We start from the raw sequence: 22,557 nt of genomic DNA, 5'->3' as shown, positions 1-22,557 counted from the left end.
GCCTGAACCCGTAAGCAAAATGAAAGTTCCCGCCGCTTTATCGCCGCTTTATCGCCGCTTTATCGCCGTGTTACCGACGTAAGGTCACCCCCCAGAATACCAGCGCGGCCGCGCTGATCGCCGCGCCCAGCATGCAAACGCCGGACCATCCTGCGCATGCATAGACATGCGTCGAGGCGATGGACCCAGCACCGCTGCCAAGCGCATAGAACAACATGTAGCAGCCCACCAGCCGGCCGTGCGCTTCCGGCCGCACCCGAAACACCATGCTCTGGTTGGTGACATGGATGGCCTGCCCGGCCAGGTCCAGCACGATGATGCCCGCCACCAGCAGCCACAGCGACTCCCGCGCAAACGCCAGCGGCGCCCAGCACGCCACCAGCAGCACCAGCGCGATGCCGGTGGTCCACTGCCCCAGCCCGCGATCCGCGAGGCGCCCGGCGCGCGCAGCCGCCAGCGCGCCCACGGCGCCAACCAGCCCAAAGGCACCGATAGCGGTATGCGACATGGAATACGGCGGCGCGCTCAGCGGCAGCACCAGCGCGGTCCAGAACACGCTGAACGCGGCGAACATCAGCATGGCGAGCACGCCGCGGACCTGCAGCGTGCGCTCCTGCGCCAGCAGCGTGAACATCGACGCGAGCAGGCTGATGTAGCGCATCTTCACCGGCGCGCTGGCCTGCCGCGGCAAACGGCGCGCCAGCAGCCCGATCATCAGCAACGCCAGCACGCCCGAGACCACGTACACCGCGCGCCAGCCGGCAAGATCCGCCAGCGCGCCCGCCATGGCCCGCGCCATCAGCAAGCCGATCACCACGCCGCCCTGCGCGGCGCCCACCACGCGCCCGCGCTCGGCCGGCGCGGCGAGCGTGGCCGCGAACGCAATCAGCCCCTGGGTCATCGCCGTGCCCAGCAAGCCCACCGCGAGCATGCCTGCCAGCAATGCCGTGCGGGTGGAAGCCGCCGCCACAAGCGCCAGGGCGACGGCGAGCAATAGCAACTGCAGCAGGATCAGGCGGCGCCGGTCCACCAGGTCGCCCACCGGCACCAGCAGCAGCAACGCCAGCGCGCAACCCGCCTGCGTGGCCGTGACGACGATGCCGACCGAGCCATAGCCGAAGCCGAACTCGCGCGCCATCGCATCCAGCAAGGGCTGCGCGTAGTAGACGTTGGCCACGCTCAGCCCACACGCCAATGCGAACAGCCAGACCAGCGACGACGGCATGGCAGACGGCGCGTCCGAGGTCTGCGCCAACGGTGCGGTGGCCAGGGTGGCGGCGGTGGCTGGGTTAGGCGTCATCATGGACCCACTTGGTTTTATAAAGAAACTGAACGGAGTCTAAGTCACATTGGTTTCTTTAAGCAACCAGATAGAAATAACCATACGTCAAGTAGGCACTATTAGGTGGCGCAAAGTCCTCTCCAGCAGAGCCGCGACGTATATCGTATAGTCACGATATTAATTTTGTGAGAAGCGGATATATGTTTCGCCGAAACGCGAAACAGCCCGCGCCTCCGATACCGGACAAACCCACGCAATGGACATCGACGCCATCCACAAGGCCCTGGCCAATCCCGTACGGCGCAGCATCCTCGCCTGGCTGAAAGCCCCGCAGGAGAATTTCGCCGTGCAGGACTATCCGCTCGAGCTGGGCGTCTGCGCGGGCCTGATCGACGCGCGCACCGGATTGTCGCAATCCACCGTGTCGGCACATCTCGCCACGTTGCAACGCGCCGGGCTGGTGACTTCCAAGCGGGTTGGCCAATGGATTTTTTTCAAGCGCGACGAGCAGACCATCCAGGCCTTTCTCGATCACATGCACAGCGATCTTTGATACCGGCGGCGCGCGAGCGCCTACTTACGCACCCACGGTGCGCCACTCTCCTCGACACCCAGACAAACTGACATGACCTCTCTCTTCGACCCCATCCGCATCGGCGACCTCGACCTCCCCAACCGCGTCATCATGGCGCCGCTGACGCGCTCGCGCGCAGTGGGCGGCGGCCGCGTGCCCAACGCCCTGATGGCCGAGTACTACGTGCAGCGCGCCTCCGCAGGCCTGATCCTCAGCGAAGCCACCTCGGTCACCCCGCAAGGCGTGGGCTATGCCGACACCCCGGGAATCTGGTCCGACGAGCAAGTCGCCGGCTGGAAGGTGGTGACCGATGCCGTTCACGCCGCCGGCGGCCGCATCTTCCTGCAGCTGTGGCACGTGGGCCGTATTTCCGATCCGGTCTTCCTGGACGGCGAACTACCGGTGGCGCCCAGCGCCATTGCCGCCGCGGGCAATGTCAGCCTGGTGCGCCCCAAGCGCGCGTTTGTCACGCCGCGCGCGCTGGAAACCGATGAGATCCCCGGCATCGTCGCGGCCTACCGCCACGGCGCCGAGAACGCCAAGGCCGCCGGCTTCGACGGCGTGGAAGTGCACGGCGCCAACGGCTACCTGCTCGACCAGTTCCTGCAGGACAGCACCAACAAGCGCACCGACGCCTACGGCGGCTCGCTCGAAAACCGCGCCCGCCTGCTGCTGGAAGTGACCGACGCCTGCATCGACGTGTGGGGCGCATCGCGCGTGGGCGTGCACCTGGCACCGCGCGCCGATGCGCACGACATGGGCGACTCGGACCTGCCGGCCACCTTTGGCTACGTGGCGCGCGAACTCGGCAAGCGCGGCATTGCCTTCATCTGCTCACGTGAAGCGCTGGGCGAGCCCCGCCTCGGCCCCGCGCTGAAGAAGGCATTTGGCGGCACCTATATCGCCAACGAGAAGATGACCAAGGAAACCGCCGAGCACGTGCTGCAAGCCGGTGAAGCCGATGCGGTGGCCTTTGGCCAGCTGTTCATCGCCAACCCGGACCTGCCGCGCCGCCTGCAGATCGACGCGCCGCTGAACGCGCCGCAGCCGGAGACTTACTACCACTCGGGCGCAGAAGGTTATATCGACTACCCCGCGCTTGCCTGAGCACGGCTGCCGGGCCCGCGCTGGCTTGCATGAGCGCGCGTGGCCAGGCGAACTGGTCGAGTAGTTGAACGGTTGAACGCCCCGCCCAGCGCGGGGCGTTTTCCGTTGGTCGGGACGGTTTGCGCTTGTCGCCGTCATGCCATAATCCGCAGCCATGGCACCCACCGACCAAGCAGAAGGCCCGCAGTCAGACCCATCGCAGCTGCGCATCCATCGCGCGGAGTACACGCGGCGCATGAACCGCGTGCTCGACTATATCGACCAGCATCTGGACACACCGCTCGACCTGGCCCAACTGGCGGACGTCGCTAACTTTTCCCGCTTCCATTTTCACCGCTTGTTCGCGGCCTGGATGGGCGAGACGCTGGGCGACTACGCACGCCGGCGCCGGCTCGAGTCCGCCGCATTTCAGCTGGCTTGCAAACCCGGCGCCTCGGTGCTGGAAATCGCACTGGCCACCGGATTCGGCTCCGGCGAGGCATTCGCGCGCGCCTTCAAGCTCAAGTTTGGCTGCACGCCCTCTGCCTGGCGCGCCGGCGCAGCCGAACACCGGGCCACGCAGGTCGCGGCGGCGCGCGCGCGCCTGGCCGACCGCCATAGCAATCCGGATCAGGTCCTGCGCAATGCCGATCAGGTGGATGGCGGTGCTTTCATCGACCATGGCCTCTCCTGCCAAACAGATGGAGAGAGCAATATGGAAGTCCGCGTCATCGATCTACCCGAGGCACGTGTCGCCTACCAACGCCACATCGGCCCCTACGGTCCGGCGATCGGCACCTTCTGGCGTGAAGCCGTCGCGCCATGGATGCACGCCAACGGCCTGGCCGGGCAAACGTGTTACGGCATCGGGCACGACGCCCCCGGCATCACGCCGCCGGACAAGTGCCGCTACGACGCCTGCGTGGAGATACCTGAAACCTTCCAGCCCGGCGGCCAGGCCAGCATCTCCGTCCTGCCGGGCGGACGTTACGCCGTGGCGCAATTCAGCGGCGCCCCTGCCACCATCGCCCAGGCATGGACCTGGCTGACCCGCGAATGGCTGCCGTCCAGCGGTCTGCAATGCGACGAGCGCCCGTGCTTCGAGCGGTTCTCGGCAGTGTCGGCGCTGGACGCGCGAACGGGCTCACTGACTTGCGAGCTGTGTATTCCCGTGCGTGCGCTATAGCGCTGCGGAACTACCAACTGGATGAGAGGACCCACGAGACGATCTGCGCGGTGCTAAAGCGCAGGCGGGCATGGCGGACGGGATCCCCCCCCGGACTCAAAAGAACGGCCGGAGCCGCCATGCGGCGCCCGGCCATTCTTTTCCTTACGCCACGCGCTTAGAGTGGCTTATGTGGACGCCGCCCTCAGGGAATTGGGTGGGCGAAACTACATGAAACTGTCAACGGAACCAAACCAATCCCGATTGACACGGGGGGTCATATCAGCCTCTCGACCATCGCTCCCCAAAAGCGAATACGTGGCTCGCCCATGCCTGACGTTCAATCGGCGAAAGCCGATGTGATCGCCTCCACGACGACACGCACTCTGGCCGTGCGCGCCAAGTCTTGGTGCAACACCAGCCACGCCTCGTAGGGCTTGGCCCGCCGGCACTCCGGCCATAGCCGCACCAGCGCGGGATCGCGCCGGGCCAGGTACTCGGGTAACTCGCCTATCGCCAAGCCGGCGCGCACGAAGGTCGTGAGCATCAGACTCGAATCCAGTTCGGCAACGACGCGACCCTGTGCCCTGGATTCACCCGCCAGCGTGTCGTCCTGCCGGCCGGTCACACCCTCCTGGTAGAGCGCAATGTCATGGCTCGCAAAGCCTTTTCCGGGCTGCGGTTCACCATGCTTGGCCAGATAGCCTCGGGTTGCGTACAGGCCAACTTCCCAGCAGCCGAGTTGGCGGACGATCAAGTCCGGTTGCTCCGGCCGCAGGGTACGTACAGCAATGTCGGCCTCCCGCCGCGCCAGGTCGAGCAGCCGCGTCGTGGTGCTCAGGATCACCCGCACCTCGGGATGGCTGGCGCGCAGGCGTTCAATGGCCGGAACCACGAAGTCCACCGCCAACGCGTCGGTGGTGGTCACGCGCACCTCACCGGCCACGCGCGCATCGGCACCTTCCCCGCGGCGCTCGAAGGAGACAGCCATGCGCTCCATGTCCTCGGCCATGCGCAGCACTTGCTGGCCGGTGTCGGTCAGCACCAAGCCGCCCGTGGTGCGCAGGAACAGCCGGCTGCCCAGCGCCTGCTCCAATCCGGTCAGACGCCGACCCACCGTGGTCTGGTCGATGGCCAGTTGCTGCGCTGCCCCGCGCAAGGTGCTGGCGCGCTGAATTGCCAGGAATATCCGCACGTCGTCCCAGTTCATCACTGCCCCATTGTCAATACTGCAAATATGCAGCCATAGGCTGCTGTTTCGTGCATTTTCACATGGAAGGCATCTCCGTAACATAGCGCCCATCCCTTCTGAACCTTTGACGCGCAGCCGGCCCGCCTGGCTGCCGGGAGCTGCCATGCCTCGCTTACCGTTCATTCTGACCGTCGCCATGCTGAGTGCCTTCGGCCTGATTGCTTCGGACGTCTATCTGCCCGCCATGCCGAGCATGACCACGGAATTCGGCGTCGCCGACTGGCAGATGCCGCAGACAATCTCGTTCTACCTGCTGGCACTAGCAATTGCCCAGTTGGCCTACGGGCCACTGTCGGACCGCAATGGCCGCAAGCCCGTACTGCTGACCGGCATCGCCTTCTACATCGTCGGCTCGGTGGGCTGTGCCACCTCGGCCACCTACAACGGGTTCCTAGCGTGGCGCATGCTTGAAGCAGTCGGCGCGGCGGCAGGCCTTGTCGTTGGCCGCGCCCTGATCGCCGACACTTGCGACAAGCGCACCTCTGCCAAGGTCTATGCGGTGATCTACCCGCTGGTGTCGCTGTCGCCAGCCCTGGCACCGGCCATAGGCGGGCACCTGGCAGCGGCCTTCGGCTGGCGGTCAGACTTCTTGTTCGTTGCCGCGTTCGGTGTCGTGGCACTACTGATGGTGATGACGCTGCTACCGGAAACGCTACCCATCGCTGCCCGCACCCGGACCTCTCCCTTTGCCGGCTTCAGTCATGTCCTGCGCGACCGAACTTTTCGCCGCTATACATTGGTGGTCTGCGCGATCTATTGCGCTTGGTTCGTCTACTTGACCCAATCGCCGTTTCTTTTCGCGCGCCAAGGATTGAGTGAGGAACAAAGCGGCTGGCTGTACCTGCCGCTGACGGCCGGCATCATCGGTGCCAACCTGCTGGCCAAGCGGTTGCTTGATCGCTGGCTCTACGACCGCATCCTCGCTGCCGGCATCATGTGCTTCGTGCTTGGCGGCGTGGCATTCCTGGCCGTGGCGGCGCTGGGGCTCCATGGCGCGACCGCAGTGGTGCTACCGATGTGCCTGGTCAGTCTCGCCAATGGTTCGTCGCTGTCGCTGGCGGTGTCCGGGGCCATTGCAAGCGAGCACGGGTATGCGGCCACCGCGTCGGGACTGGTAGGGTTCTGTCAGATCGGCAGCGCCGCGCTGGTGGCAATGGGTGTCAGCGCGGCCTTCGGCACCGGTCTTGGCGTGCTGAGCGGCGCGGTGCTGGTGCTCGGCCTGATCGCGCTGTCCACCTGTCTGCCACGGCCTGGACGCCGGACGGGCGTGGTCTGAGGCCATCAGGTACGCCTCTTGAATCCCCGATCCCCAGCCATGAACGCCTCCAGCATGTGGGGGCTCAGTTTCGTCACATCGACGGCTTCGCCGTAGGTCTGCGTGTGGTCCAGTGCGTAGCAGGCATCGATCAGCTTTCTGCTTGCCTTGCTACCAGCACGATGCGTAAAATGAACAAACGTTCGTTCATATTATTCCGTTGTGAGCCAAAATAGACATCAGACGGATCGTCGTACCGTCATCATGCAGGCCGCCATCGACTGCTTCATAGACAAAGGCTTTCACGCGACCAGCATGCGCGATATAGCTCTGGCTGCGTCAGTCAGTCTGGGCAACCTGTACAACTACTTTCCCGGCAAACAGGCTCTTATTGCCGAAGTTGCAAATCAGGAGCAGGCCGAACTAGCGCCGCTGCTACGCACACTCGAAAGAACCACCAATCCATCAACGGAACAGGTAAAGCAGTTCCTTGCAGCATACTGGGCGCTTTGCCGGCAGCGCGAATGGGCGATACTGGGCGTTGAATGCCTGGCGGAAATCGCGCGAAGTCCCGCTCTTATGCCTGCGTTCGAGAGCAATCGCAGGCAGTTGCTCGATACCCTGACAAATGCCATCGAACGTGCCACGAAGCGCGGCGTGTTCAAACCGACTGCGCCCGCGCGGCTAGTGGCACAGGCGATGCTAGATATCGTTGAGAACGATGCCTTGCGCCAGGCGTTGATGGCGCAGGCAGAAACCGCCGGCTACCAAGACAATCCCTCTGTCCAGGCAATGGATGCGCTCCATCCAGGACTCCTGCACGGCTTGCTTGGAACATGACGTCTGCTCCCCCTGCAAAACCGCGCCTGGATGGTCTGGATCTGGCTCGCTATCTGGCGCTGGCCGGAATGATACTGGTCAACTTCCGGTTAGCGATGCAGCCTGCCGCCCGTGGGCCGGCGTGGCTGGACGGACTATTGGGCTTCCTTGAAGGCAAGGCGTCAGCCACCTTTGTCGTCCTGGCTGGCTTGGGCTTGGTGCTAGCCACACGCAATCTGGAGTCGACAACGGCACGCATATGGACGCTACGCCGTTCGCTATTCCTGCTATCTGTAGGATTACTTAATCTGCTGATATTTCCCGCCGACATCATCCACTACTACGCAATGTATTTCCTGCTGGTATTGCCGTTGCTGCGAGCTAGGACAGCACCGTTGCTCGCCACCATGTTGGCCGTGGCAACTGTTTCATTGTGGGCTTTGCTGAACGCCGACTACAGTCAAGGTTGGGAATGGGCAGCGTTACACTACACCGACCTGTGGACGCCGGCCGGCTTCGCTCGTAACCTGCTGTTCAACGGATTCCATCCGGTGCTGCCATGGTTGGCGCTGTTTCTATATGGCATGTTGCTGGCACATCTACCACTGCAATGCGCCAGTACGCAATGGGCGTTGGCAGGAGCCGGATTGTCGATGGCCTTGCTGGCTGGTGTAATCTCACACCTGTGCCAGGACAGCGCCTTTGCCTGGCTGCTAGGCACGACACCTATGCCACCGGGCCCGCTATATCTGCTCATGGGCATTGGCTGCGCCAGCGCTGCCATTGGCGTTTGCCTGCGAATTTCCAGCCAGTGGCCCGGTCGGCCATTGAGATTCGTGCTACCCGCCGGGCGCATGACCCTCAGCATCTATCTGGCACACATTTTCATCGGCATGGGCCTGCTGGAATCACTTGGGGCGCTGGATGGCAACTGTACTCTGACCGACGCCGCGCTGGCCGCATCAGCTTTTCTGGCATTTGCAACAATCGTGGCCTGGGTTTGGAGCTTCAAGATGAGGCAAGGCCCAGTTGAACGCCTGATGCGATGGCTGACAGCCGTGCGTTAGACGCATGGATTCCGGTCACTTGCAAGCCGCTGCGCCATCGCCTCATGGCTACGCTCAACAGGTATGTGGCGAGACATGGTTTTGTTAGCCGCGCTTAATCAGCCTGCGCGCCCGAGCGTTTTACCACCGCGCCCCACTTGCGGATCTCGCTGTCGACGAACTTGCCGGTTTCCTCCGGGCTCATCGGCATCGGCTCCGAGCCGCGGTCGGTGATGAACTTCGACAGCTCGGGCGACTGCAGCGCCTTCACCGTTTCCGCGTTGAGCTGGCTCACGAGCGCGGGTGGCAGGCCCTTGGGCGCCATCAGGATGGCCCAGCCCAGCGCTTCGAAGCCGGGAACGCCTTCCTCGCGCACCGTGGGCACTGACGGCAGCTGCGGCACGCGCTTGGCCACCGTGACCGCCAGCGGCACGGCCTTCTTCGACTGGATCAGGGGCAGCGCCGCCGTCACCGAATCCACCATCAGCGGGATCTGGTTGCCGAGAAAGTCCGACTGCGCCGGGCCGCTGCCCTTGTAGGGGATGTGCACCATGAAGATGCCGGCCTGGGCCTTGAGCATTTCGGCCGACAGATGCTGGGTCCCCCCCACGCCTGCGCTGGCGTAGCTGAATTTGCCGGGCGCGGCCTTGGCCTTGGCGATCAGGTCGCACAGCGAGACGATGCCGGAAGCCGGCGTGGCGAGGAACACCAGCGGCACCGAGAACACGCCGGAGATCGGCTGGAAATCCTGGCGCGGGTTGTAGTTCAGTTTCTTGTACAGCGTCTGGTTGACTGCCATCGCGCTGCCGGCCATCACCAGCGTGTAGCCATCGGGCGCGGCGTGGGAAGCGATCTCCATGCCGAGGTTGCTGCCCGCCCCGGCACGGTTGTCCACCACCACCGGCTGGCCAAGCTGCTTGCCCAGCCGCTCGGCCAGCGCGCGCGCAAAGATGTCGGTGGCCTGCCCCGGCGGGAAGGGCACGATCAGCTTGATGGGCCGCTCGGGATAAGCGGCGTGGGCAAGGGTGGCAGCCGTCGTCAATGCGGCTGCGGCGGCGATGAGGGCAAAGGGCTTCTTCAAGGGGGGCTCCTGCGTTATTGGTTTTATGTGTGGTGCTGGGTATGTGCATGGCGTGCGGCGCATGAGAGCGGCCGCGCAGGGGAGGATTCTACGGGATGGCGCAGCGCCGCCGCATCGCCACCTGCCGCCCTTGCATTTCCATATGCCGATTGCGGCGTTGGCAAGCCCGGGCGGCAGCCGTATGATGTTCCGCTCCCCCTTCTTCCGGAGCGCCGCATGAACGCCGTCACCGAACCGCTGCTTGCCTTGTCGGACCCGAGCCTGTCCCTCCCCGCGCTGCACTTCCCCGCCGTCCAGGCCGAGGTCTCGCCCGCCGAGTGGGCCGTGCGCGTGGAGCTGGCGGCGGCCTACCGGCTGGCGGCGCAGTTCCGCTGGACCGATCACATCTACACGCATTTCTCCGCGCGCGTGCCGGGCCCCGATGCGCATTTCCTGATCAACGCCTATGGCCTGACCTTCGAAGAAATCACCGCGTCCAACCTGGTCAAGGTCGATATCGACGGCGAGATCCTGCGCGACGACACCGGCCTTGGCATCAACCCGGCCGGCTACGTGATCCACAGCGCTATCCACGCCGCGCGCCACGACGTGGGCTGCGTGCTCCATACCCACACGGCCGCCGGCATCGGCGTGTCCGCGCAGCGCGATGGCCTGCTGATGATTTCGCAGCACGCCATGCGCTTCTTCGACAGGGTGGCCTATCACGACTACGAAGGCATCGCCATCGACCTGGACGAACGCTCCCGGCTGGTGGCGGACCTGGGCGAGCGCGACATCTTCATCCTGCGCAACCACGGCCTGCTGACCTGCGCGCCCACCATTGCGCAAGCCTTCCAGGAACTGCATATGCTGGAGCGCGCCTGCGTAGCGCAACTGGCCGCGCAGTCCGGCGGTGCGCCCCTGGTGATCGCGCCGGATGCCGTGGCGCGCAAGGTGGCGGACCTGGTGGTGAGCAATGCCGGCGGCCCCGTCACGCGCAAGCACTGGGCCGCCCTGCTGCGGCAGCTCGATCGCAGCGACCCGTCGTATCGCCAGTAATTGCCAGTAATTGCCAGTAGTTGCCGGTAATCGTCATTAGCCGCCAGTCACTGTCAGTGCGGCGGTAACGACGGCACGTGCTCCGTGGCCGGCTCAGCGCCGGTGGTCGAAGCGTCGCGCCAGCCGCTCGCCGCCAAACTGCACCAGCGTGACCAGCGCGACCAGGATCACGATCACATTGAACATCACCGCGGTCTCGTAACGCTCGTAGCCGTAGCGGATGGCCAGGTCGCCCAGGCCGCCGGCGCCCACCGCGCCGGCCATGGCCGACGAGCCGATCATGGCGATCACGCTGACGGTTGCGCCGCCAACGATGCCGGGCAGCGCTTCGGGCAGCAGCACGTGGCGCACGATGTGCCAGCGCCGGCAGCCCATGGCGCGCGCGGCCTCGATCAGGCCCGGATCGATCTCGTTCAGGCTGACCTGCGCAATGCGCGCAAAGAAGGGAATCAGGTGCACGCTCAGCGGCACCACCGCCGCCCACGTGCCCATGGTGGTGCCGACGATCAGCCGCGTCACGGGCAGCATCGCCACCAGCAGGATGATGAACGGGATCGAGCGGAAGGTGTTGACCAGCGCCGACAGCGTACGGTGCAGCCGCGGACGCGGGCGCAAGCCGCCCGGCGCGCTCAACGTCAGCACGATGGCCAGCGCCATGCCGCACACAAACACCACCAGGCAGGCGGCGCTCACCATCAGCAAGGTCTCGCCCAGCGCCCTCACGTACTTGTCAGCCATTGGCGGGAACATAAGCCTGTATCTCGATATTGGCGCGCGCACTCGCGTACGACGCGTTGGCCGCATTGGCGGCATGCATGGCATTGGCAAACTCGCCGCGGGCCGGCACTGGCAAATCCAGCCGCAGCGGGCGCAGCAGCGCCAGCGTGGCGGCGGCCTGCGGCTCGGCAAACACCTGCCACACCGTGCCCAGTTCCACCGCACGGCCTTGGTCGAGCACCAGCACGCGGTCGCAAGCCTGGCGGATCACTGCCATGTCGTGCGTGATCAGCACCACGGTCAGTCCAAGCGTGCGGTTGATATCGCGCAGCAGGGCCAGGATCGACTCGGTGGTCTCGGGGTCCAGCGCCGAGGTAGCCTCGTCGCACAGCAGGATCTCCGGGCGGTGCACCAGCGCGCGCGCAATGCCCACGCGCTGCTTCTGCCCGCCGGACAGCGTGGCCGGGTAAACCTGCGCCTTGTCGGCCAGGCCCACCAGTTCCAGCAACGCCATCACGCGCGGCACAATCTCCGCGCGCGGCACGCCGGCCACGCGCAAGGGCAAGGCCACGTTCTCGAACACGGTCTTGGCCGACAGCAAATTGAAATGCTGGAAGATCATGCCGATGCGCCGGCGCAGCGCCACCAGGCCATCTTCATCCAGCGTGCCCACGTCCACGCCATCCACGCGCACCTGCCCGGCGCTGGGACGCTCCAGCATGTTGATGGTGCGCAAGAGCGTGGACTTGCCCGCGCCGCTACGCCCGATGATGCCGAAGACCTCCGCGCGCGCCACCGTGAACGACACGTCCTGCAAAGCGGCCGCGGGCGCGCCCGGGTAGTGCTTGCCAAGCTGCTCGAAGACGATGTGCGGCGGACTTGATTGCAGCGGGGGCGCCTGTGACACGATGAAAATCCTCCGGAAACAACATGAACAACATGAACAACGACATCCGCCACATCAGAACGCCGGGATCACCGAGCCCTGGTACTTGGTCAGGATGAACTTGCGCACCTCGTCCGACTGGTACGCCTTGATCAGCGGTGCCACCCACGGCGCGGCCTTGTCACGCTCGCGCACGGCGATCACGTTCACGTACGGGTTGTGCTCCTTCTTCTCCACCGCAATGCCATCGCGCGTGGCGATCAGCCCGGCCTGGTAGGCAAAGGTGTTGACCACGGCGGCGGCATCCACGTCCGGCAGCGAGCGCGCCAGCACCACCGAGGCGCTCTCCACCAGGTCCAGTTTCTTCGGGTTGGCGGTGATATCGCCCAGCGTGGCCGTGCCGGTGTACGGGTCGAAACCCTCGCGCAGCTTGATCAGCCCATGATCGCGCAGGATCACCAGCGCCCGGGTCTGGTTGCTCGGATCATTGGGAATGCCCAGCCGCGCGCCCTGCGGCAGCGACTCCAGTGACTTGTATTTGCGCGAGTAAAAGGCGATCGGCGAGATCAGCGTGTCCGCCACCGCCACGATCTTGTAGCCGCGCTGGTTGATCTGGTCACGCAGGAACGGCTTGTGCTGGAACGCGTTGGCGTCGAGATCGCCATTGTTCAGCGCTTCGTTGGGGCTGGCGGTGCCGGTAATCACGATCGGCTCCACGTTGAGGCCTTGCTTCCTGGCCACCTTGGTCACCACTTCCCATATCTCTTCGTCCACCCCGCCGCGCACGCCGACCTTGATGGGCTTGTCGGCGGCCAGCGCCGGGGCGGCGCCGATGGCAAGCGCCGTCGTGGCGGCGAGGACCGTGGAGAAAATTGCACGCAGGTTCATAAGCCGTTCACCTCGAAGACGTTGCTGGCGTTGATTGAGCTGGCGAAGTGCCAGGCAACCAGTCTAGGTAAGCGACGGCATGCCGGTCCAAGAATAAAACCGCAATAGCAAATCCGGAAAACCTGCCAGCGTGGCAGCCGTGGCGACCAGAAGTCAAAACGTGCGCACGCCGTACGCATATCCATGCGCCGATTTGTTCCTTCCGCACGCAGGGCCGGCTGCGTAGAGTGACGGGTTTCCGTACGCCGCGCGAGCTGCACGGCTCGCGCCGCCATCACCCCAAGGCTTCACCATGGCTTCCTCCCCGGGGCACGCGCCCGCCTCCCCCATCCACAGCGAAGTCGATTTCGGCGCGCCGGGCAAGCACACCGGCTACCTGCGCCTGCCGCACTCCGCGCATCGCTCCGCCTATGGCTGGCTGCCCATCCCGATCGCCTCGGTACGCAACGGTGAAGGCCCCGCCGTGCTGGTGATGGCAGGCAACCACGGCGACGAATACGAAGGCCAGATCCTGGTCTCGCGGCTGATCCGCGCGCTCACGCCGGAGATGGTGCAGGGCCAGGTGATCCTGCTGCCGATGGCCAACTATCCGGCCGCGCAAGCCGGCCTGCGCACGTCGCCGCTGGACGGGGGAAACCTCAACCGCAGCTTTCCTGGCGATGCGCGCGGCACGCCGACGCAAGTCATCGCCGACTATATCGAGCGTTCGCTGCTCACGCGCGTGAGCCTGGCTATCGACCTGCACTCCGGCGGCAGTTCACTGCAATACCACGGCGCCACCTTGTTTGCCCAGGCCGCGCAAGACGCTGCCGCCAAGGCGCGACTGTTCGACGCGGTGCATGCCTTCGGCTTGCCGCACACCTTCATCAACGAGGTTCCCAACCCGGTCGGCTTGCTGGCGGCGGCGCGCCGCCAGGGCGTGCTGGCACTGCTGACCGAACTCGGCGGCGCGGGCATGGTGGATGCCGTGGCCCTGCAAGATGCGTGGCAAGGCTTGCTGCATCTGCTCGGGCACCTTGGCGTTGTGCGCGGCCCGCTGGTGCCTGCTGCGGCGCCGCACACCACCCGCCTGCTGCGCGTGGACCGGGAGCGCCACTATGTTTACGCGCGGGAAGACGGCATCTTCGAGCCACTGGTGCAACTTGGCGATCGCGTGGACGCCGGCCAGCCCGCGGCGCTGCTGCATACGCCGCACAGCCTCGAGCGCGAGCCGGTGATCGCCCGCTTCCCGGCAAGCGGGCTGGTGATCTGCAAGCGCGTGCCCGCGCTCACGCAGCGCGGCGATTGCCTCTTCCAGCTGGCCGACGATTGATCAGCGTTTGCTCCGCACAAGACGCGCATGCCGGCATCACGCCGTCGCTTTACACCTCACCAGTATGCATTCCCATGCCCAGGCTATCTGACTCACCACGCCGCACCCTCCTTGCGCTCGTGCTCACCACCCTGCTCGGCAGCGCCACCGCCCACGCCGACGCCACGCTGGATCGCATCCACCAGCGCAAGACAATCAGCATCGGCGTCATCGTCAACGGCACGGGCGGCTTCGGCTCGATCGATCCGGCCAGCGGCGAGATGATCGGCTTCAATCCGGATCTGGCCAGGCAGATCGCCAGGGACCTGGGCGTGCAAGCCGAACTGGTACCCGTGCTGCCAGCCAACCGCGTACAGTTCCTGCAGCAAGGCAAGGTGGACCTGCTGGTTGCCAGCATGCTGCTGACCCCGGAGCGTGCCGCGCAGATGGATTACGCGCCCACGCCGTACTATCGCAACGGCGGCACCGCGGTCTTTCTCAAGCGCAGCGGCATCAAGCGCTGGGAGGATCTGCGCGGCAAGCCGGTCTGCCTTTCGCAGGGCAGCAGCTATGCCAAGCCGCTGAGCGCGCAATACGGTGCCGAGCTCAAAGGCTTCAAGGGCATGTCCGAATCGCTGCTGGCGCTGCGCGGCGGCGCCTCATGCGTGGCAGCCGTGCATGAGAGCGTGACACTGAACACGCTGGTGGCGCGCGATCCGGAATGGCGCGACTACGCGGTGCTGCCCGACGAGGTCGATCCCGCCCCGCAGGTGGCCTGGGTGCGCAAGGGCGAGAAAGACACGGCGGCGGTGGTGGATCGCATCATCCAAGACCTGCACCGCTCCGGCCGGCTGATCGAACTGGAGAGCAAGGCCGACCTGCTGCCGCGCTCACCGCTGCTGGCGCAATTGCACCGCAAGTTCAGCGGCAAGCCTTAGAGGCCGTTTCAGATAGCTTCTGGCGTCGGTGCGCGGCCTTGGCCGATCCGCTTGTACTGTCTGCGGCCGCGCGCCTGGACAGGACCGCTTCGCTTCATGTTGAAACGGCCTCTTAGGCAACGATCTACTTCAGGTATTTCCATACGCCATTCTGGATCTGGACCAGCACCGCGGCCCGCTTGTCGTAGCCAACATGGTCGGTCCGGGACATCGTCGTCACGCCTTGGGTCGTCACGACACCGCTGGTGCTCTCCAGCGCGTCGCGCAGCGCAGTGCGGAACGCCTCGGTGCCCGGTTTGCCCTTGCCAAGGGCGGCGGGAATCGCCGCGCGCAGCACCAGGCCCGCATCCCAGACATTGGCCGAGAAAATCGAGGCTGAGTTAGGGCCGTACGCGGCCTCRTAGCGCTTGATGAAATCCTGTGCCACGGGTCGCAGGTTCTCATTCTGGATCGCCTTGAGTGCCCACCGTCGTTTCTCGTCCTGCGGCTCGACGATCCTGGCGCTGGCGGCCAGGCTCATCAACGGCACCTTGGTCTCGGCGGCAATGTCGACCAGCGCAATGGTCGACGGCGTAACCGAGGAGCCCATCACCACGTCCACCTTGTGTTCATCCACCAGGCGGCGAAAGTTACGTACGCTGACGCTCGGATCCGAGGTGTCATCGAGGAGGATGAAGTTCAGCTTCTGCCCTGCGACCTCCTTTGGCAGAAGGTCGATCGCGCGCTTTGCCGGCATGCCGAGTGACGCCGCCGGACCGGTCAGCGACAGGGTGACGCCGACGTTGATATCGGCACGCGCGGGGGGTGCTGCCAGGCCGGCCATGGCGAGCACGGCAACCAGTATTGAGCGAATGGGATGGAACATCGTCTTGTCTCCTTGGATGATCGCGGCCATCTGGGTGGCGCGTGTTGTGGTGCTTTTGCCAGGCGGCGGGGCTGCGCGGCGTGCTCAGATGTCCAGTTCCAGCTCGGGAGTCAGCGCCCGGGAAACGCAAATCATGATGGCAGTGTTGGCCTCGCGCTCTTCGTCGCTCAGCACGTAGTCCCTGTGGTCCGCCTTGCCGGACAGCAGGGGCACCTCGCAACTGCGGCACAGCCCCTCGCGGCAGGAGAACGGCAACGGCAAACTGTTGTGCTCAAGCGTTTCGAGAATGGTGGAACCGGCGGGCACGGTGAAACGGCCGCCGTGCCGGTGCAGGACAACCGTGAAAGCCGTGTCCGCATCGGCACCGGCATCGGCGCTGGCCTGCCGCGGATCCGCGCTGAACCGCTCGAAGTGCGTGGCAGCGCGTGGCACACCCGCCGCCTCCGCCTTGACGGCCACCGCATCCATCAGTGGCAAAGGCCCACAGCAATACACGTGACCGCCCTCGTGCAGCCCGCCAAGAAAAGAGGCAAGATCCGCCAGCGCACCCTGGCTCTCGTCATCGACATGCAGTTGCACCCTTTCCCCATAGCGCGACAACGTATCCAGGTAGGCCGCGCGCTGGCGCGAGCGCATGCAGTAGAGCAGTTTCCACGGCCGGCCGTTGGCCTCGCACCAGCGGATCATGCTGAGAATCGGCGTGATGCCGATGCCGCCGGCGATAAACAGATGCGCCGAGGCAGCCGCGTCGATGCCGAACAACGAACGCGGCGCGCTCACGGCGAGCGCGTCGCCCTCCTTGAGTCCTTCGTGGACATACTGCGATCCCCCGCGCGACGAGGGCGCGAGCCCCACGCCAAGGCAGTAGCGGTCAGTCTCCGCGGAGTCGTTGCACAGCGAGTATTGCCTGACGATGTTGCCGGGCAGGTGCACATCGATATGCGCGCCCGCGGTGAACGCCGGCAAGGCGCCGCCGCAGGGGCGCCGCAGCTCGATGCCGAGAATGCCCTCGGCCTCCGCGGTCATCCTGGATACGATCAGTTCGAGCATGCCGGGCTACCTCTGCGCGGACGCCGCCGCTTCCTCTTCGAGCTTCTGGTTCACCGCCCAACGGAATTGCGAGAGCGCGGCGTCGATGGAAAACGGCATCATCTTGAAGCTGGGATCAAGCTCAAGGCTTCGCTGCTGCGCCGAGATGATCTCGCGGTCTTCGTCGAACGCGGTGACCACGCTTTGGTGAATCGACGCGGTGACTTCCGGCTTGTCGATGGCAAAGTTGTGCGGATGGGCGAAGAAGTAGTGCGTGGAGTTTTCCGTCTCGGGGGTGATGGCCTGGCAGCCACGGAATTCGGCGGCATCGACGCGCACGCCCGCCGGCGCGCCCGTGCCGGTGGGAGACATGCCGGAGTCCATTAACAGGATGGCGGGGATCGTGAAGTTGTAGATGTTCCAGCGATCGACCTTCCCGGGATAATCCTTGACGGCCTTGGCGAAGGCGGGCGCTTCGGTATTGATGGCCCAGCGCGTGATCCGCACGCCGCCATCGATACGCTCCACCTTGGGCCGCACCGCGGCATAGTCCTCGCTGCCGCCCAGGGTGGTGGGGTGAACGAACGGCAGGTGCGAGAAGTCCAGCAGGTTGTCGCAGATCAGCAGGTAATTCACGTCGTAGTGGATGTAGCCGTCCAGGCTGCGCCACTCCGGATGGTCCAGCCACTGCGTATCCGGGATCAGCGACGGATCGGCATTGTCCGGGTCTCCCATCCAGATCCACACCCAGCGGTGTTGCTCGACGATGGGGAACTTGCGCACCTTGGCCTGCGGCGGAATGCGTTCCTGCGCGGGCGCCTCGATGCATTTACCCGCGCTGTCGAATTTCAGGCCGTGATACATGCAGCGAATGCAATCGCCTTCCCTGCGCCCGACCGACAGCGGCGCGCCACGATGGCAACAGCGATCCTCCAGCGCGACGATGCTGCCGTCTTCCTTGCGGTACATCACGACAGGCACGCCGATGATGGTGCGGGAGAACATGCCTTCGCCAGGGATTTCCTTATCCCAGCCGGCTACATACCAGGTGTTTTTGATGAACATGCGGGGTTCCTTGGAGCGTTCACTTTGCGCCCGGCGCGCAGATTCAGGGCGCACGTTGCCATGCACGCATTGCTTGCAAGCAATGCGTGTTGCGGGCGTTAAAAAAAGCGGAGAGTCAGGATGGCGGCAATGCGCCTTGCAGGGCGGGACGCAGGTGGCGTCGCGTGCGAGCGTGGGGTGTCATGTCTTGTCTCCAGTGCGGCGACCCATCTCCGGGGTCCTTGACTGCAGAATAGATTTGGAGGAAACATGCGTCAACGTCATCCACCTAATAGCGAGAATGTACGCCATGCATGCAGATGAGCTGGACCTCAACCTCCTTACGGTGTTCGATGCGATGCTGCGCGAGCGCAGCGTGACCAAGGCCGCGCAAGAGCTGGGCCTGACGCAAAGCGCGATGAGCCACGCGTTGAACCGGCTGCGCGCCTTCTTCGACGACCAGTTGTTCGTCAAGACACCAGCAGGCATGATGCCCACGCACAAGGCGCAGGAGCTGACCGAGGCCATTGTGGGCGTGATGGCCACTGTGCGGCAGCAAGTTCTATCGCAATCCCGCTTCGATCCGCTAGCGGCACGGCGCACGTTCAACCTGTGCATGACCGACATGGGCGAACTGGTCTTCCTGCCGCCGCTGATCAGCAGGCTGCGCCGCGAGGCACCGCACTGCAAGCTGCGCACGTTGCAGGTTCCACTACAGCAGATTGAGGGCATGCTCGGCACGGGCGAGGCCGACCTGGCTCTGGGATCGATTCGCGCCGCGCCGGAAGGCTTGTTCCAGCAGCGCTTGTTCATGCACTCGTTCGTGACCATCGTGAGCGCGCGCAACCAGGAGGTTGGCGATGCCCTGACGCTCGAGCAGTTCCAGCGCATGCCGCAGATTGTGGTCACGCTGTCCGGGCGCGCCAGCGCGGCGTATGACAGCGCGTTTGACGACCATGGCATCCAGCGCAATATCTACCTCTCGACGCCGCACTTCCTGGTAGTGCCGCTGCTGATGGAGCAGCAGCCGGACCTGATCGCCACGGTACCGCTGGAGCTCGCCAACGTCTTTGCCCGCTACGGCACGGTGCGCGTGATGCAGCCGCCGGTGGCGCTGCCGGAATTCGCCATCAAGCAGCATTGGCATCCGCGTTTCCACCATGACCCGGCAATCATCTGGCTGCGCGAGCTGGTGAAACGGACCTTCGAACATTATCCACGGGTCTACGATGGCGAGGACGAGGCGGCGGTGCCTGTGCCGCAACCCAAGCGGCACAGGCGCGTGGCAAAAGGAAAGTAAGCGGCGGCTCGGCTATCCGTTCCCCGCGGCTGCCTCTAGCGGCGCTATCGGCTCCATCGCGCCAAACCGCCACGACAACCGCCGCGCCGCCTGCAACAGCGTCCCGGCCGTTGCGCCGTCCGTACCGCTGTCGAAGCTGCCCGATGTGCCAATCAGGGCGATGACGAGCGCAATGCTGCCGGTGTGGTCGAACACGGCCGCCGCAAGTGTGTCGATGCCGGGCACGGGCCGGCTCAGCGCATTGTCGATCCGCTGCGCGCGGATTTGCGCCAGCCGGGCCGCGTACGCTGGCGCAAGCGCTTCGCCCGCGCCGCCGTCCGCTTCGACGACTTCCGATTTCGGTACACCTGCGAGCCGAAGCGCGTCCTGGCCCAGCAGGCCGATCAGCACAGGCTCCGGCAGGTGCGCCGCGAACAGCCGGCCGATCGCCGTATTGACCAGCGACAGCACAGTGCCGACCCGCAGGCTGACGTGCTGCGGCCGCGCGGCTTCCTCCAGGCGGACCACGGTCGGCCCCAGCGGGCCAAGCACTGCCATTGCCACGCTCAGGCTGGTCGCGCCCGCCAGTTCGATCACTTCCGGCTCGGCCTCGCGGGTTGGCGAGAGCCGCTGCAAGGCGATCAGCCCGAGTTCGAGGCCCAGCGGGCCGGACAGGAAATTGCCCGCCGCGTCGCGCGCCAGCAAGCCGATCTTCTGCAGGCTGACCAGATGCGGGAACGCTTTGGCGGGCGGCATGCCGGCCGCGCGTGCAAGGTCGCGCAAGGGCAGCGGCCGCCCGGCCGCGACCAGCGCGGCGAGCAACTGGCCGGTGTTGTCCAGCGACTGGATGCCGCGTTGCGGCTTGGCGGCTTCGCCCAGGATGTCGTCGATTGGCATGGGGGCGGGTGTCATTCGGCTTCGGTAGTGGCGGCGATCGCGTCACGGATGGCGGCGGCGGTGTCTAGCAATGCGACAGCCACGGGGCCGCGCCAGCCCACATCGATGGCGCCGGTCGATCCCACCACGGTCAGCGCCAGGCGCAGCCGCCCGCTGGCGTCCAGCACCGGCACGCACAGACTGCTGACGGCGGGGCTTGGCGCGTCGATGCTGCGCTCGATGCCACGCTCGCGGATGGCGGCAAGATCCGCAGCGAACGCGGTGGCGTCCACGGCGGGCGTGTCGCCCGCGTGCTGTTGCGCCCAGATCGCCTGCCACTGGCCGGGCGGGAGAAACGCGCAGAACACGCGGCCGGTCGCCGTTGCCGACAGCGACATCACCGTGCCAACGTGCAGGTTCACGTGCAAGGGCGAGCCCGCGTGCGCATAGCGCACGATGGTGGGGCCCTGCGGGCCGGCGGCGCAGATCGCCACACTGAACCCGCACGAGCCAGCCAGCGCGGCCACCCGCGGCACCGCCGCCCGGTAGGCCGGATCGTGATCCAGATACAGCATGCCGAGCTGCAGCGCCAGCGGGCCTGGCTCGTAGCGCCCTGACAGGTGGTCGCGCTTGATCAGGCCAAGCCGCACCAGGCTGACCAGGTAAGTGTGTGCTTGCGCGGGCGCAATCTGCACGCTGGCCGCAAGCTCGGCCAGGGCCATCGGCGCACGGACATCGGCCAGCGCGCGCAGGAGGCGGCCGCCGACTTCCACGCTCTGGATGCCGCGCTGCGCCTTTTCCTCGCCGCCGGCGTCCGCCATGTGGTCCTCGGATCGCGCTGATCGTGCTGATCGTGCTGGTCGTGGCATTCGGCCCCCGCTTGAAAACCCAGATAGTAATCGACCCGGCGCTATCCACCTGGCGGGACCAAGGGTTTCCCCTCGGATTTCTGGGTCTTGCTTGTGCCTTACCCGTCTCGCCATGTTAGTTAGTCAAAAACAATACGATTTGTTATTGACTAATTTCACTGCGATTCCTAAGATGGCCTTACCCCGATACCGGTGCAGCTATAGAGTGAATACGGGGCGAGACAGTCCCCCGCTATGCAGTGATCCGCTCCGGCGCCTGCTGTCTCGTCTTTTCCCCACGCAAGACAAAAGAGATGAGGCAAGCATGAGCAAGGCATTCGCATCCCAGGCCGACCTGGAAGCCAAGAAAGTCACCTTCACCCAGCTCTCCGAGAACGCTTACGCGTACACCGCCGAGGGCGACCCCAACTCCGGCGTGATCATTGGCGACGACGGCGTGCTGATCGTCGACACCACCGCCACGCCCGCCATGGCGCAAGACCTGATCGCCAGGATCCGCTCGGTGACGGACAAGCCCATCAAGTACGTCGTGCTCTCGCACTACCACGCGGTGCGCGTGCTGGGTGCTTCGGCCTATTTCGCCGAAGGCGCGCAGCAGATCATCGCCAGCCGCGGCACCTACGAAATGATCGTGGAGCGCGGCGAAGCCGACATGAAGTCGGAGATCGAACGCTTCCCGCGCCTGTTCGCCGGCGTGGAAACCGTGCCGGGCCTGACCTGGCCGACGCTGGTGTTCGAGAAAGAAATCACCCTGTACCTCGGCAAGCTCGAAGTGCGCATCGCCCATCTGGGCTCGGGCCACACCAAGGGCGATACCGTGGTCTGGCTGCCGTCGCAGAAGGTGCTGTTCTCCGGCGACCTGGTGGAATACGACGCGGCCTGCTACTGCGGCGACGCGCAACTCGAGCAATGGCCCGCCACGCTCGACGCCCTGCAGGCGCTGGGCGCCGAGAAGCTCGTCCCCGGCCGCGGCCCGGCCCTGACCAATCCGGAAGAGGTCAAGAAGGGCATCGAGTACACCAAGGATTTCGTCACCACGCTGTTCCAGGCGGGCAAGGAAGCCGTGGTGGACCGCCTGGACCTGAAGAGCGCGATGGCCCATACGCGCAAATCGATGGACCCGAAATTCGGCCACGTCTTCATCTACGAGCACTGCCTGCCGTTCGACGTGTCGCGCGCCTTCGATGAGGCCAGCGGCATCCAGCATCCGCGCATCTGGACCGCGCAGCGCGACAAGGAAATGTGGGCCGCGCTGCAAAACTGAAGGCCAATCGCCG

Annotated in this window: 22 protein-coding genes and 1 pseudogene; 11 read left to right on the top strand and 12 right to left on the bottom strand. The window is 65.3% G+C overall.

Annotated features, from left to right (window positions below):
- Positions 1 to 70: 70 nt before the first annotated feature.
- Positions 71 to 1,300: an MFS transporter gene (locus tag AC1DQR_RS16730; protein WP_416053320.1), complete on the bottom strand. Its 1,230-nt coding sequence runs from the start codon at positions 1,298 to 1,300 to the stop codon at positions 71 to 73.
- A gap of 238 nt (positions 1,301 to 1,538) precedes the next feature.
- On the opposite strand from AC1DQR_RS16730, the gene AC1DQR_RS16725 reads away from it, so the two are divergent.
- The 3 genes from AC1DQR_RS16725 to AC1DQR_RS16715 all read left to right on the top strand — a co-directional run bounded on the left by AC1DQR_RS16725 (position 1,539) and on the right by AC1DQR_RS16715 (position 4,128).
- On the top strand, positions 1,539 to 1,835 hold the full coding sequence (locus AC1DQR_RS16725; RefSeq protein ID WP_174427524.1) for an ArsR/SmtB family transcription factor: 297 nt from the start codon (positions 1,539 to 1,541) through the stop codon (positions 1,833 to 1,835).
- 72 nt (positions 1,836 to 1,907) lie between these two features.
- Positions 1,908 to 2,963, top strand: a complete 1,056-nt coding sequence (locus AC1DQR_RS16720; protein WP_174427523.1) for an alkene reductase — start codon at positions 1,908 to 1,910, stop codon at positions 2,961 to 2,963.
- A gap of 154 nt (positions 2,964 to 3,117) precedes the next feature.
- Positions 3,118 to 4,128 carry an AraC family transcriptional regulator gene (locus AC1DQR_RS16715; RefSeq protein ID WP_477133385.1) on the top strand — a complete coding sequence of 337 codons (1,011 nt, stop codon included), beginning with the start codon at positions 3,118 to 3,120 and terminating at the stop codon, positions 4,126 to 4,128.
- Positions 4,129 to 4,447: 319 nt separating this feature from the next.
- Here AC1DQR_RS16715 and AC1DQR_RS16710 read toward each other — a convergent pair whose 3' ends face one another.
- Positions 4,448 to 5,317, bottom strand: a complete 870-nt coding sequence (locus AC1DQR_RS16710) for a LysR family transcriptional regulator (protein ID WP_416050995.1) — start codon at positions 5,315 to 5,317, stop codon at positions 4,448 to 4,450.
- Between the two features lie 106 nt (positions 5,318 to 5,423).
- On the opposite strand from AC1DQR_RS16710, the gene AC1DQR_RS16705 reads away from it, so the two are divergent.
- Complete coding sequence (locus tag AC1DQR_RS16705) at positions 5,424 to 6,635, top strand: multidrug effflux MFS transporter (RefSeq protein WP_477133384.1); 1,212 nt, start codon at positions 5,424 to 5,426, stop codon at positions 6,633 to 6,635.
- A 5-nt stretch (positions 6,636 to 6,640) separates the two neighbouring features.
- Here AC1DQR_RS16705 and AC1DQR_RS16700 read toward each other — a convergent pair.
- Positions 6,641 to 6,754: pseudogene (locus AC1DQR_RS16700) on the bottom strand (DUF2274 domain-containing protein); the annotation flags it as partial.
- A 124-nt stretch (positions 6,755 to 6,878) separates the two neighbouring features.
- On the opposite strand from AC1DQR_RS16700, the gene AC1DQR_RS16695 reads away from it, so the two are divergent.
- Together AC1DQR_RS16695 and AC1DQR_RS16690 are read left to right on the top strand one after the other, a co-directional pair.
- Complete coding sequence (locus AC1DQR_RS16695) at positions 6,879 to 7,454, top strand: TetR/AcrR family transcriptional regulator (protein WP_416050997.1); 576 nt, start codon at positions 6,879 to 6,881, stop codon at positions 7,452 to 7,454.
- Entirely contained in the window at positions 7,451 to 8,500 is a 1,050-nt protein-coding gene (locus AC1DQR_RS16690) for a DUF418 domain-containing protein (RefSeq protein ID WP_416050998.1), read from the top strand. The genes AC1DQR_RS16695 and AC1DQR_RS16690 overlap by 4 nt, the downstream gene beginning before the upstream one ends.
- Positions 8,501 to 8,594: 94 nt before the next feature.
- Here the strand turns inward: AC1DQR_RS16690 and AC1DQR_RS16685 are convergent, their stop codons facing one another.
- The gene (locus AC1DQR_RS16685; protein WP_416050999.1) at positions 8,595 to 9,560 is read right to left on the bottom strand and encodes a tripartite tricarboxylate transporter substrate binding protein; all 966 of its coding nucleotides are present in this window, start codon (positions 9,558 to 9,560) and stop codon (positions 8,595 to 8,597) included.
- A 216-nt stretch (positions 9,561 to 9,776) separates the two neighbouring features.
- Between AC1DQR_RS16685 and AC1DQR_RS16680 the strand changes: the two genes are divergently transcribed.
- Entirely contained in the window at positions 9,777 to 10,598 is an 822-nt protein-coding gene (locus AC1DQR_RS16680; protein WP_416051000.1) for a class II aldolase/adducin family protein, read from the top strand.
- A 93-nt stretch (positions 10,599 to 10,691) separates the two neighbouring features.
- Here the strand turns inward: AC1DQR_RS16680 and AC1DQR_RS16675 are convergent, their stop codons facing one another.
- Genes AC1DQR_RS16675 through AC1DQR_RS16665 form a run of 3 tightly spaced genes read right to left on the bottom strand, consistent with a single transcriptional unit; the run spans position 10,692 to position 13,089 of the window.
- Positions 10,692 to 11,348 (bottom strand): methionine ABC transporter permease, encoded by a 657-nt coding sequence (locus AC1DQR_RS16675; protein ID WP_416051001.1) that lies wholly within the window; start codon positions 11,346 to 11,348, stop codon positions 10,692 to 10,694.
- Positions 11,329 to 12,222, bottom strand: coding sequence for a methionine ABC transporter ATP-binding protein (locus AC1DQR_RS16670; protein ID WP_416051002.1), 894 nt, complete (start codon positions 12,220 to 12,222; stop codon positions 11,329 to 11,331). Before AC1DQR_RS16670 ends, AC1DQR_RS16675 begins: the two co-directional genes overlap by 20 nt.
- A gap of 54 nt (positions 12,223 to 12,276) precedes the next feature.
- Positions 12,277 to 13,089 (bottom strand): MetQ/NlpA family ABC transporter substrate-binding protein, encoded by an 813-nt coding sequence (locus AC1DQR_RS16665; RefSeq protein WP_416051003.1) that lies wholly within the window; start codon positions 13,087 to 13,089, stop codon positions 12,277 to 12,279.
- Positions 13,090 to 13,381: 292 nt separating this feature from the next.
- Here AC1DQR_RS16665 and AC1DQR_RS16660 point away from each other — a divergent pair, with 292 nt between their 5' ends.
- Positions 13,382 to 14,401 carry a succinylglutamate desuccinylase/aspartoacylase family protein gene (locus AC1DQR_RS16660; RefSeq protein WP_416051004.1) on the top strand — a complete coding sequence of 340 codons (1,020 nt, stop codon included), beginning with the start codon at positions 13,382 to 13,384 and terminating at the stop codon, positions 14,399 to 14,401.
- Between the two features lie 74 nt (positions 14,402 to 14,475).
- On the top strand, positions 14,476 to 15,318 hold the full coding sequence (locus AC1DQR_RS16655) for a transporter substrate-binding domain-containing protein (RefSeq protein WP_416051005.1): 843 nt from the start codon (positions 14,476 to 14,478) through the stop codon (positions 15,316 to 15,318).
- Positions 15,319 to 15,442: 124 nt separating this feature from the next.
- On the opposite strand, the gene AC1DQR_RS16650 is transcribed toward AC1DQR_RS16655, so the two are convergent.
- Genes AC1DQR_RS16650 through AC1DQR_RS16640 form a run of 3 tightly spaced genes read right to left on the bottom strand, consistent with a single transcriptional unit; the run spans position 15,443 to position 18,277 of the window.
- Entirely contained in the window at positions 15,443 to 16,213 is a 771-nt protein-coding gene (locus tag AC1DQR_RS16650; protein ID WP_416051006.1) for an ABC transporter substrate-binding protein, read from the bottom strand.
- A gap of 54 nt (positions 16,214 to 16,267) precedes the next feature.
- Positions 16,268 to 17,233 carry a PDR/VanB family oxidoreductase gene (locus AC1DQR_RS16645; RefSeq protein WP_416051007.1) on the bottom strand — a complete coding sequence of 322 codons (966 nt, stop codon included), beginning with the start codon at positions 17,231 to 17,233 and terminating at the stop codon, positions 16,268 to 16,270.
- A 6-nt stretch (positions 17,234 to 17,239) separates the two neighbouring features.
- Positions 17,240 to 18,277, bottom strand: a complete 1,038-nt coding sequence (locus AC1DQR_RS16640) for an aromatic ring-hydroxylating dioxygenase subunit alpha (protein WP_477133383.1) — start codon at positions 18,275 to 18,277, stop codon at positions 17,240 to 17,242.
- 289 nt (positions 18,278 to 18,566) lie between these two features.
- On the opposite strand from AC1DQR_RS16640, the gene AC1DQR_RS16635 reads away from it, so the two are divergent.
- On the top strand, positions 18,567 to 19,556 hold the full coding sequence (locus AC1DQR_RS16635) for a LysR family transcriptional regulator (protein ID WP_416051009.1): 990 nt from the start codon (positions 18,567 to 18,569) through the stop codon (positions 19,554 to 19,556).
- 12 nt (positions 19,557 to 19,568) lie between these two features.
- Here AC1DQR_RS16635 and AC1DQR_RS16630 read toward each other — a convergent pair whose 3' ends face one another.
- Positions 19,569 to 20,432, bottom strand: a complete 864-nt coding sequence (locus AC1DQR_RS16630; protein ID WP_416051010.1) for an IclR family transcriptional regulator — start codon at positions 20,430 to 20,432, stop codon at positions 19,569 to 19,571.
- Positions 20,433 to 20,443: 11 nt separating this feature from the next.
- Positions 20,444 to 21,232: an IclR family transcriptional regulator gene (locus AC1DQR_RS16625; protein ID WP_416051011.1), complete on the bottom strand. Its 789-nt coding sequence runs from the start codon at positions 21,230 to 21,232 to the stop codon at positions 20,444 to 20,446.
- A gap of 352 nt (positions 21,233 to 21,584) precedes the next feature.
- On the opposite strand from AC1DQR_RS16625, the gene AC1DQR_RS16620 reads away from it, so the two are divergent.
- Complete coding sequence (locus AC1DQR_RS16620; RefSeq protein ID WP_183035123.1) at positions 21,585 to 22,544, top strand: MBL fold metallo-hydrolase; 960 nt, start codon at positions 21,585 to 21,587, stop codon at positions 22,542 to 22,544.
- Positions 22,545 to 22,557 lie beyond the last annotated feature (13 nt).

The sequence above is a fragment of the Cupriavidus sp. 05L411 genome (assembly GCF_056398045.1).
Note: the sequence above shows the minus strand (reverse complement) of the source record. Positions and strands in the feature narration are given on the sequence as shown.